Origin of the sequence: Legionella antarctica, from assembly GCF_011764505.1 — a bacterium.
GTDB classification, from domain to species: Bacteria; Pseudomonadota; Gammaproteobacteria; order Legionellales; family Legionellaceae; genus Legionella; species Legionella antarctica.
The window spans coordinates 3,072,398-3,083,480 of sequence record NZ_AP022839.1; the positions used below are offsets into that span (position 1 = coordinate 3,072,398).

An 11,083-nucleotide genomic window follows, 5' to 3' on the forward strand; every position below is an offset into this window, starting at 1 on the left:
CTTCCAAAAGCTAAAAATAAGAACGGTCAAAAATAATTTATTTAGACTCGAAAGGTTTGTTTTTTGTCTTTGATGTAGTATATTTGACCACCTATGTTGCCAGCTAAACTAACCACAAATCAAAATGATTCCTTATTTGTACGATTTACTTCCAGGATCGTCATTCAATAACAATTTTTGGAGAGAACATGCTTGAATATCTAACATGGATTACCGCCGGTATATCCCTGGCAAGTAACTTTATTTTTGGAATTATCCAACCTACTCATGAACAATTGAAAGTACCACAATGCCTTGCGGTACATATTACTGTCGGTCATGAGGTCTTAGCAGAAAACACTCAGTTCAAAATTATTGATGTACCTGATAGTGAAGTGAAGCAACTTATGCTCTTAGCAGATCAAGTTCAATGCGGTAATATCGTTCATGTCAGTAATCAATTAACGACTGCAAAAAAACAATCAGCACAGAGCCTGTTACAAAATAAAGTAGCAGCAACAACCGGAAATAACAACCGCTACATAATGAAACACCAAGATGAAGTAAATACTGCTTTGAAAGCCATCGTAGCTGACAATATATGGCAAACATTAAACCATTTAACAGCCTATACAAATCGTTCTGCAACCAAAGATACGGGGGTTGCTGCTGCACATTGGTTAAAAGAACAATTTGAAGCCATGTCCATTGAATATGGTCGTACCGATACTAAAACATTTTTTGTAAAAACGGGCTGGTATAATCAACCTTCAGTAGTAAGCGTAATTGGTAAAGACATTCAAGCTCCTGGTATTGTGATCGGCGCTCATATGGATACTCTTGATGGTCGTATGCCTGGGGCTGACGAGGGAAGTGGCGCAGCAGCAATTTTGGAAACAGCACGTGTTTTATTAGCGTCTGAATCAGAGTTGAAGCACCCGATTTATATTATTTGGTATGCTGCAAGAAACCGGGATTTGGCTGGGTCGCACTATGTAGTAAGCTATTTTGATGACCACTCCATCCGGGTTAAAGAAGTACTTCAACTGGACCAAACAGGTTACCGTGTTCATGGCGATCCGACTATGTGGGTGTTTACTGATCATGCCAACAAAGATTTAAGTGACTATATCTCCCAACTAATTACGACTTATATTCGTGTACCTGTTAATTATTCACGTTGTGGTGCTGGTTGCAGTGATCATGTTTCATGGAATGAAGAGAACATCCCCGCGGCCTTCTCAGGTGAATCCATCTTTGAAAACTTTAACCCCAACATTGGTACTCCATCAGATACTGTAGATTTATTGAACCTGGAACACATCACTAATTTTTCCAAATTAGCTTTAGCGTTTGCGATAGAGTTAGCTTCCCGGTAAAGCTGTTTAAGATTCCTTTAAATCAACCTATGGTTCCGCGGCATGTCCGAGGAACCATAACCACGCTTATACCTTATTTCAATCTACCAGAATATTGTTCAATAAATTGAGTTTTACTATCCTCTTGCAGGCGTTTTCCATTTTCCAGTTTAGCATGTGACCTATCAAGCATTTTATTTCCTTTACTAAGCTCATTTTCTCCATTAGAGATTAATTTTTTTCCCTGTGCAATTTTTTTATTTCCCGAATAAATTAATTTGTTTCTTCTTTTTTCTAATTGTTTCGACTCAATAATATCTTTCTCACCTTTAGTCCACTGTAGACTTAACTTTTTTGTCTCATCTGAACGATTTAACATTTTTTCTCCTACAGTTGGAGTATGAGTGCATGCGGCTATGTAGAATATAGAAACGGATAATAGCGCTAATTTAAGTTTCATTATGAATCCCTTTAGTTATTAAAGATCTGTTAATCGTTTTCGCTCAAATAGTAATTATTCATTAGATCAAGATCAAAAATTTTGTGGTTTAGTCTAAATGTTCTGAGTGAACAATAAAATCAAGTTGACGATATTCTAAATTAGAAAGAATATCAGTTATAAATAAGTGAGAGTCTGGATAATAGGCCATCTAATATAGGCGCGGTTTTCTGGACACAAAAAAAGGTTTTTTAAGAGCTATTCTTCTTAATACAAAGAGGAGAATAAAATGTCTAAAAAGCGAGCTTATTATACGGCGGCCAAGAAGGCAAAAATAACGCTAGCTGCGATTGAGGGGAAACTCACACAAGCGCAAATTACCAGTGAATACGGTGTTCACGCAACGCAGGTAAAAACTTGGAAGCAATCGGCCATCAAAGCCATTAACGATTTATTCTCTGGGGCTAATGAAAAAGAAGCCAAGTCCCAAGAGCAGCTTGTTGAGGCATTATATCAAGAAATTGGTCGACTTCAAGCGCAGCTATCTTGGCTAAAAAAAAAGCATGAACTTTAGTCTGGATGAAAAGCGCGTCATGATTGATCCTCTTGCCGAGCTCACCATTCGTGAACAATGCTTGCTATTAGACTTGCCTGTTTCAAGTTATTATTATAGTGCCAAGCCCATTTCTGTCGAAGATGAAGCGCTTATGGCGCTACTTGATGAGCACTATCTGCAGTATCCATGTGAAGGTAAAATTAAGCGGGCAAGATGGCTGTCAAAAGAAGTAGGCTATCCTGTTGGTAAACGTCGAGTAAAAAAGTTGATGGAAATGATGGGGTTATCGACTGTTTACCCAAAGCCAAATACAAGCGTTCCCAATAAGGAGCATGAGGTGTTCCCTTATTTATTAAAAGAGGTGGATATCACCAAACCAAATCAGGTTTGGGCCGCAGATATCACCTACATCCGCATGAAAGGAAAGCATGTGTATTTAGTAGCTATTATGGACTGGTATAGTCGTTATGTGATTGGATGGGCTATTTCACCTACTATGGAGGCTGAATTTTGTATTGAGGCGCTTAGAAACGCTTTGCTGCATTCGCGTTGTGAGATCTTTAACACGGATCAGGGTTCTCAATTTACCTCAAAAGATTGGATAAATACGCTAAAATCTCACCACATTTCTATCAGCATGGATGGGCGAGGACGTTATTTAGATAATATATTTATCGAGCGATTGTGGCGTAGTGTTAAGCAAGAAAAAATCTACCGGTATGATTTTGATACAATTGAAGAGGTTGAGCTGGCCTTAACGGAGTATTTTGAGTATTATAATAACCGAAGGCTTCACCAGTCCTTTAATTATTTAACGCCCGCAGAGGTGTATTATGGCCGGAAAAGACCATAAACCCTAAATGAGAGCGTCATGACTTACCCACAAGGCCCACAGGCCTATACGAGAAAGTGAAGCTCTCCTGACCTGTGGACTTGTGGATAAGTCATTCTGATAGAGTTGTGGTAAAATGACCTAAGACAATTCGTAGTAGCAATCACTATTCATACGGTATTGAGTAGGTTTAAATAGGTTAATTTGAGTGAATTTTTAACTATAAATGATGGATGAATAGCTCTTATTTTTCCTTAATTTTGTTCCAGACATGCGGACCCATATCAATCCTTAGCCTATTTGTATTAATAACCAATTACATAGTTAACTGAGCCTGGTAAGCGAGTTTTTTCTATGGAATAATCGCTTGAAGTTGATGTATCAGTATGTTCGCAAAAATAACTGGAATTATTCAGAGTAAATTGAATGGTCACTTTTTTAATTGGTAAGCTGATTGTATGAAAGACAAATTCACCAACCATAGGTACATCGTTTGCGCTTGAATTGATAGTAAAAACCTGTGCTGTTTTGCTGTCAATTTTTTGAATGCCGCCAGGTTGAAGCTCAGCTCCATTTAATTTTAGAGTGGTAACTAATAAGTTGTCTGCTAAATTATTTTTTATTTTAAGTTCAAATCCATCACAAGGAGTTGCGGCATATGCAAAACTTGTGGAAAGGAAGGAAGCAAGACAAGCTAATTTAATTTTATTCAAAATAATACCTTTTTAAACTAAATACATTTTCGTGTGTAAATCACACTCTTTTTATATTAGTTAGTGACTTATATCCCTATAAAATGCTCCTGTCAAACATAGGAGATTGAGGTCAAGTATGAAACAGTTAAAGCTGATAGGACTTCCTAAGTACATCTTTTGTCTCATTTCTCTATTCTGGACCGATTTTTGTTCCCACCCTTGCTAGCATTCACGATTAAATCAAAGAAGAAAAGGAAGTCTCTCACGCCTGTTTTTTCTATTTATTCTTGTGTATTATCCTCGACAGATTTGCATTTATTTTAACAAAAGGTAACGTTTATGAAGCATCTTATTAATAACTCCTTGCGCACTAAAAACATGATTGAATTGTTACAAGCTATGGGCATCAATTTAGAGAATACAGGGGTCAGTTGTAAAGATGAGCGAGTTGTTTTTAAAGCCACTACAGAGATAGAGAATTTAGCAGCCAAGTTACAGGAACTCTTGCAAAAGGATGCAGTAAAACCAGCGTTAAGTCGGATGACCTTTGCCGAGTTAATTTCAGACGACATTATTCAAGCAACCTGCAATGAAACCAGTGCCGAAGTCCATAAGCAATCTTGCCTGTCGCTTTTTAAACTCTTCCAGAACGCAGTTTATACCCTTGATCAAGAACAGGAATACCTGGAAATCATGCTTCCGTCTCCTGTTTATGAACCACTTTTCAATTTATTGACTTATAAATACATAATAATAGAAGACGGAAAAATAAGATTTAGCATCAAAGAGTACCTCAAAGAACACAAGGAAGAACACATTTTAATTGAGGGGGAATCACCCCTACTCTTCATCCATGCAGATGTCTTTGAAAGCCAAAAAGTCTTTTATGCGCAAAAGCACCTCAGTGACGGTAAAGTCGAAGTAACACCCTACTTCTTTGTTCCTAATGCGATCACCCCGCCCGAATATCATTTTGTTTTGGACACCAGCGCCAGTATGAATGAACAGGATGTTCGTATGGGGGAAAAGCGTTTGACAATATTAAAAAAATGCGTGCTCCAGTTTGCAGAGGCTTTGTTCGCCTTTCAACCAGATGCTGTGATCAAAATTACCCGGTTTAACACTGAGACTCACGAGGTTGGTCGTTACCGTAAGGCTGATTTAGAGAATTTAACATGCGATATTAACACATTAAACGCAAGTGGAATGACGCGTCTCTATGCAACTGTCGCTGAACAATTGGCATCGCTGCAGAAATCCAGTCAACATAATAACATTTTACTATTCACTGATGGGACAAATACCGTTGGGAATGATCGCGAGCAGGAAGAAGCATTGGAGAGAACAGTTCGATCTTTAGAGAGTGGTACACGTTTAATTCCTGCCCGCAACAAATTATTTATCATAAGTTATAGTGCTAAACAACCCGAAGTGTTATACAGGGTAGCTGGGGTATTCGGCTCACTGGTTATTAATACCAACAGTTCAGATTTTATGGATGCTTTATCAGAAAAAGACCAGTTGCAGGAATGGGCTGCAGCCAGAGAACTGTTTACTTGCCGTCTGGAATTTGCTGGTAGCTCCAACTCTGATACCCAAACAGAGGAATACGTGCGTTCTTATGATATGTCCGGACAATTTACTGCTTTGGAGCCTAAGTATTGTAATAGCGATGAAACTCTGCATTTAACCATTAAAGATGGTAACGGCAAAACCTTGCTTGATGAAACACGCTCATTTGTTCAAATGCCGGGAGTGGTTATGGAAGAACATGCTCCGCCTGTAGGTACCCCAGTTCTTCCTGGCAGTGCAAAAAGAGTGAAAAGTTTGGGGGTATTCTCCCATAACGATGGAGCTGTTTCGACAACAGATAATCCTGTTCAGGCCAAAACCAGTTTGGAAACTGCAACTCTTTGAGACATTTTTTAAGTTTAATATTGACTCCAGAGCTGCAGAAACAGCAATTACAGAAACGAGAAAGGGTGTTTGATATCAACGCAAGTATTTTATGGCTACCTAAATATTGATGGTAGCCAAAATGCGGCCCGACCAAAGTTTAATTGGTCATATAGTTCTGATCTTGTTTATATAAAGTATCAGGCTGTATGGGCTATAACCCTGGCTGTTTTAGGAAGGTCTAATGGTGTTACCGATCTTTTCCTCTACAGGCACTACTTTTTCTAATTGCGCAGCAACGACAAGCCACGAATTTTTATCATAAGATGTACCTTCCACTTTACACCCAGGTAATGAGATATGATGCAGCAGTTTATCAAGCTCATCTAATAAATAGGATGCAAATGAATGATTTTCATATCGTGTTCCTGGACTATTGAAAAAAAAATGCAGTTTGTCTAATAATGTATTACATGTCTCTTGTTCTTGTATTGTTACACAAACCTCTTTTGCTTTTTCTTGCCCAACAGCACCATGGCGCCACAAACTGAACCATCCGTTAGGCTGTCTTGGGTGAGTGCCATTTTGGTAGTGTTCTCGATAGCAACTTAGCGCCACAGATATCGCATTTTTAAGTAGGGTTGCCAGGCTTGTTGTTAAAGGCGAATCATTTACTTCATTTCTGTTTTCCAATTTTTCTGTAAAAAAAAACTCTCTTGTCTCGTTTAGTTTACGTGGGCGACGCGAAGGAGGTTTATGAGGAACCGCCGGTCTTTCTTTAGTAAGGTGATTAAGTGTTCTTCTTGAGTCGCTTTGTGTACTTTCCGAACGGGTAACAACAGACATTTCATCTGACTTTACAGCTGCATAACCTGAAAATTTCGCAGCAATCAAATCTGCACGGCGCTGGGCAACCAAGCCTTTTGGAATACCTAACTGAATAGTATTATTTAAGGTCGCTCTTTTTTTATCAAGGATCATAGCAATTCCTTATCCCTAAGTAACTGATTGAGTCAATTTAACGGGTATGACTGATAACAGAGGGAATGATATAGACTCTCTATTTATGATGCAACCTGATTCATGATGCAGGTGAATTAATTATTATTTTCCCCTAATTTATATAGGGTCGTTGCCCGTATATTTTACTGCTGTTCTGATTACAACCCCAGGAAACTACAGGGTTTACTGAAGTTATTTTCCGCGAACAAGCAGCACTGGTTTTGTGGCGATCCTTGCTATGCTCTCAGCCACACTACCCAAAAATAAACGATTAAAGCCACGACGACCATGAGTTCCAATAATCAACAAGTCAGTAGGCTGAGTTTGAGTAGCCTCATTAACTCTCTCAGCGATACTGCCTTGAAATGCTCTAAGTTCAATAAGCTGACTTTCAAATTTAATTTTAGCTTGACGAGCCAAATCCTCCATTCCATTTACAATTTTTTGTCCGTCTTTTCTTGCTGCTTCCCAAAGAAGATCATAATCAATTACAGCCTCTCCATCATGAACAAATCGTTCATCAACAACATATACAATGCGCAAAGTGCCCTTTTGGTCTTTAGTCAATCTAATGGCCTCTTGCATTGCTAAAGAAGATGTATCGCTACCATCAACAGCTATCATAATATTTTTGTATATCATCGATTCTCCCTTAGTTATTATTTTGTTCTGGCACGCCGCCTGTATAACTATAAATTTAGGCTTCCTTCTTCTGCTTTGAAAGTATTTAATGACAAATTGTCAAAATCAAGCTGTTATAATGGAGCATTTTTAGCATTCAATAACGATGTGATGGATATAAAACAGGTATGACTCCCATTGCTCTGAGTTGCTGGTATCATATCTTAAAGCAGTTCTGCTCTGACACCAAAATTTTATTGCTATACTTATGTTGAACAGTATTGTGCTGTTCCATAACCAGTAACTTTCAATCGAGAAAAAACATGGAACTAACTAAAAGAGTTAGAGCATTAAGAATTGTATTAGTCCTTATAGGCTTAATATTTATTTTTGGAATTTATCCGTTAACCGTTTTTTGGCCAACGGGTTGGTCTTGGCATACCACAGGTGTTTCCCCATATCTGCAAATGATCCTTGGAATTTATGCAACCCTTGGGGTGTTTTTAATCCTTGCAGCCCATAATCCCCTGGAGAACCTCAGCCTTATCTGGTTTACAGTTTGGTCAAGCTTCGTTCATGGCGGTATTATGGCTGTGCAAGCATTTTATTATCGTGAACACATAGGACATCTTTTGGGAGATGTTCCGGCACTCCTTTTATGTGCCGTTATTCTGGCAATACTTACTCCAAGAGCCAAGCAGTTAAAGCAGGCATAGGGCTGCTGCTAAAGTCCACGGGTGCATTTAAAGCACCCCTAAAAACCAGAGAAATAAGCCTGTTCATTTAGACCAAAATTTTTTACTATTTTTACTATAAAGATCAATCTCTGACAAAGGAAATGGAATGAACATAATTATCGTTGGTGGCACTGGAACAATAGGTAAAGCCATAGTTAAAGAATTAGCACCACGTCATAACACTATTTCGGTTGGAAACACCCACGGCGATTTCCATGTAGATATTGCAGATATCAATTCAATTGACGCCCTTTATCAAGCAATTGGCCCATTCGATGCGCTTATATCAGCAACAGGTAAGGTAGAATTTGCCCCTTTGACTGAGTTTACACCGGAACAATATCAAACAGGTTTGAATAGTAAACTAATGGGTCAAGTTAATTTAGTCTTACTTGGTCTTAAATACATTAATAAAGGCGGCTCATTTACTTTAACCAGCGGTATTCTCAGCCATGATCCTGTCCGCCTTGGATCATCTGCCTCGATGGTAAATGGGGCTATTGATTCCTTCATAAAAAGTGCTGCTATAGAGATGCCCGAAGGCATTCGAATTAACGCGGTAAGCCCCACATTAGTATCAGAATCGGTAGACATCGCCTCATATTTTCGCGGTTTTGAAGCAGTACCTGCCTGTCGTGTCGCCTTAGCTTATAGTAAAAGCGTGGAAGGTGCGCAAACTGGTGTTATTTATCATGTCGAATAAGTGAAGTTAATTCTTACAAGAATTTATTAACTAAGTACAGTTGAAACCGTTTGTTGCGCTTATCCTTTCTTTCATTTTTTCAGTGGCCTGAATCAAACTTAAAGCTATACCAGGTTCCATCGCAGAATGGCCTGAACACGCAACAATGCGTAATTCTGACCCTGGCCAAAGCTTATGGACCTCATATGCACTTTTAGCGCAGGTTATTGTGTCATAGCGTCCATGAACGATAATTAAGGGGAGATGGTTCATTCTATTTATATTATTTATTAGTTGATTTTCTGTAAGAAAGAAATTATTAATCGAGTAATGAATAAAAGTGCGCGAAATACCAAGAACTAATTGATCATCAGACAACAACATGCTTAATTGCTCAGCTGAAATATTAAGAAAAGCACAAACTAAATCGTATTTTAAAAATGCTCGTGCAGCAGGCATACACACACCGGGATTTGAATCCATTATTAATCGATGATAAGAGTGGATAAGATCATGTTGTTGATCTGCTGGTAAAAAATCATTAAATTCCTGCCATGCTTCAGGAAAAGTGTGACGCATACCATACCAAAAATGTAGATTATCACTTGCCCTAGCTAAGAATACACCCCTGAGAATAAAACCCAAAATATGATCGCTGTATGTTTCACCGTACGAAAGTGCGAGCGTGCTTCCCCAAGAACCACCAAAAACAAGCCATTTATCGATGTTCAGTTTCCTTCTTAAAAACTCCAAATCGGATATCAGGTCTGGTGTTGTATTTTCCTTCATTTCACCAAATGGCTTTGAACGTTTAGCCCCACGTTGGTCCAATAAAATGACTCTCCAAAAGGTCAGATCAAACAGTTGCAGATCGTTATCACTACACCCAGCCCCCGGACCACCATGCAACACGATCACGGGAAACCCTTGAGGATTGCCGAACTCACCGTACCAAATCTCATGTAACTCAGAGACCTGTAAATACCCTTCGTGAACAAGACTAATAGAGGGTGGTGATTTCGATGCGCTATCAACAAACGATTGACTTGTTTTTGAATTTTTCATTTGCATCCAACGTTACTAAATTTAATTTATCCGTATGTTCAGATTTGGAAGAGGCAATAGCTGTTCTGTTGCCTTCTATTTACCGAAACAGCACCCTGCTATCATGATAGACAAAAAAAGGTAATTGCTCGACTTTAGTAAATGATGCTACCACAGCAAGCTGGAAAATCAACGCCTAATTCCTTGGTGAGTGGTAGTTCTCGTGATGGGTTACATGTTTTTATGGTAAAATAAAAAGCAGCCTACGCCATATTTCTAATTATGTGTTAGGCTTTAAAAAGGGACGACTTTTTTTTGAGGAATAGACCATGACCTTATTAAATAATATATCGGTTGCTAGCGACTTCTCAAAACATGCTGATTGGGCTTTGCAACGAGCTATCGATTTAGCAATGTCAAACAAAGCTCAGATTCATTTCCTCCATGTATTAACCCCACCATTAAGCAGTATTGCACGATCTTCAGATACTGAATTGCAGCCCATTTTTTTGTCTGAAAAGAAAAAAATTGAAGAGAAGATTTTAAATAAATTAAAAAATAATCATTATAAACTGTTTGCCAACCTGAGTGTGGTATTGGGTAGAGCCGCTGATGAAGTGGTCCGAGATGCTGATGAAAACCATTGTGAATTGATTGTTGTTGGTGCTCATGGCAATTACTATATTAACGATTACGTTTTAGGAACGACATCAGGTTCCATTATCAGGCAAAGCCATATTCCCGTGATGCTAATTAAAAAAGAGCCTGATTTTGCTTATGAACGAATAATGATAGCTACGGATCTTTCAGAAGCGAGTAAAGAAACCGTGCAATTTACGTTTAATTGCTTTCCCAATGCAAATTTTCAGTTGTTGCATATCGTTGATGTTTATTACCGCCAATTCTTAAATCCAGGCAACTTAAATGAAGAATTCGTAGACACCAACCACCCTGAAACAAAAGATATTTTTCAAAATTTGGAGGATTTCCTAAGCCAATGTAAGGTAAATAAAAGCAGGTTCGAGAAAAGGGTTATAGGCGGTTACTATGCTGATGCCATTATTGAACAGGCAAATCGATGGAACGCTGATTTGTTAGCATTTGGCACCCAGGGTAAATCGGGACTACATTATTTACTGATGGGAAGTGTTGCGAAACGAATTCTTCATCTTTGCCCTATAGACATGCTCGCAGTTCCTCCACAACCAAAAACCTAACCCTGGAAAACACAGTGACACTGGG

General features: G+C 38.6%; 12 protein-coding genes. 7 read left to right on the plus strand and 5 right to left on the minus strand.

The features are described from left to right. The first annotated feature begins 188 nt into the window (after positions 1–188). Positions 189–1,358: an aminopeptidase LapA gene (lapA, locus tag HRS36_RS14545; protein WP_173237854.1), complete on the plus strand. Its 1,170-nt coding sequence runs from the start codon at positions 189–191 to the stop codon at positions 1,356–1,358. A gap of 73 nt (positions 1,359–1,431) precedes the next feature. Here lapA and HRS36_RS14550 read toward each other — a convergent pair whose 3' ends face one another. Further along, complete coding sequence (locus HRS36_RS14550) at positions 1,432–1,797, minus strand: hypothetical protein (RefSeq protein WP_173237855.1); 366 nt, start codon at positions 1,795–1,797, stop codon at positions 1,432–1,434. A 268-nt stretch (positions 1,798–2,065) separates the two neighbouring features. Here HRS36_RS14550 and HRS36_RS14555 point away from each other — a divergent pair, with 268 nt between their 5' ends. Continuing rightward, positions 2,066–2,350, plus strand: a complete 285-nt coding sequence (locus tag HRS36_RS14555) for a transposase (protein ID WP_173235475.1) — start codon at positions 2,066–2,068, stop codon at positions 2,348–2,350. Continuing rightward, positions 2,340–3,185, plus strand: a complete 846-nt coding sequence (locus HRS36_RS14560) for an IS3 family transposase (protein ID WP_173235473.1) — start codon at positions 2,340–2,342, stop codon at positions 3,183–3,185. The genes HRS36_RS14555 and HRS36_RS14560 overlap by 11 nt, the downstream gene beginning before the upstream one ends. Positions 3,186–3,469: 284 nt before the next feature. On the opposite strand, the gene HRS36_RS14565 is transcribed toward HRS36_RS14560, so the two are convergent. After that, the gene (locus HRS36_RS14565; protein ID WP_173237856.1) at positions 3,470–3,877 is read right to left on the minus strand and encodes a hypothetical protein; all 408 of its coding nucleotides are present in this window, start codon (positions 3,875–3,877) and stop codon (positions 3,470–3,472) included. 321 nt (positions 3,878–4,198) lie between these two features. On the opposite strand from HRS36_RS14565, the gene HRS36_RS14570 reads away from it, so the two are divergent. Next, a complete protein-coding gene (locus HRS36_RS14570; RefSeq protein WP_173237857.1) occupies positions 4,199–5,776 on the plus strand; it encodes a VWA domain-containing protein in 1,578 nt (525 codons plus the stop codon). A 210-nt stretch (positions 5,777–5,986) separates the two neighbouring features. On the opposite strand, the gene HRS36_RS14575 is transcribed toward HRS36_RS14570, so the two are convergent. Further along, a complete protein-coding gene (locus HRS36_RS14575) occupies positions 5,987–6,736 on the minus strand; it encodes a hypothetical protein (protein ID WP_173237858.1) in 750 nt (249 codons plus the stop codon). Positions 6,737–6,949: 213 nt separating this feature from the next. Further along, positions 6,950–7,399 carry a universal stress protein gene (locus tag HRS36_RS14580; protein ID WP_173237859.1) on the minus strand — a complete coding sequence of 150 codons (450 nt, stop codon included), beginning with the start codon at positions 7,397–7,399 and terminating at the stop codon, positions 6,950–6,952. 302 nt (positions 7,400–7,701) lie between these two features. Here HRS36_RS14580 and HRS36_RS14585 point away from each other — a divergent pair, with 302 nt between their 5' ends. Both HRS36_RS14585 and HRS36_RS14590 read left to right on the plus strand, forming a co-directional pair. After that, positions 7,702–8,094: a DUF6632 domain-containing protein gene (locus tag HRS36_RS14585; RefSeq protein ID WP_173237860.1), complete on the plus strand. Its 393-nt coding sequence runs from the start codon at positions 7,702–7,704 to the stop codon at positions 8,092–8,094. 127 nt (positions 8,095–8,221) lie between these two features. Next, on the plus strand, positions 8,222–8,818 hold the full coding sequence (locus HRS36_RS14590) for a short chain dehydrogenase (protein WP_173237861.1): 597 nt from the start codon (positions 8,222–8,224) through the stop codon (positions 8,816–8,818). Between the two features lie 30 nt (positions 8,819–8,848). On the opposite strand, the gene pip is transcribed toward HRS36_RS14590, so the two are convergent. After that, the gene (pip, locus tag HRS36_RS14595; RefSeq protein WP_173237862.1) at positions 8,849–9,862 is read right to left on the minus strand and encodes a prolyl aminopeptidase; all 1,014 of its coding nucleotides are present in this window, start codon (positions 9,860–9,862) and stop codon (positions 8,849–8,851) included. A 308-nt stretch (positions 9,863–10,170) separates the two neighbouring features. Here pip and HRS36_RS14600 point away from each other — a divergent pair, with 308 nt between their 5' ends. Further along, complete coding sequence (locus HRS36_RS14600) at positions 10,171–11,058, plus strand: universal stress protein (RefSeq protein ID WP_173237863.1); 888 nt, start codon at positions 10,171–10,173, stop codon at positions 11,056–11,058. Positions 11,059–11,083: the final 25 nt, after the last annotated feature.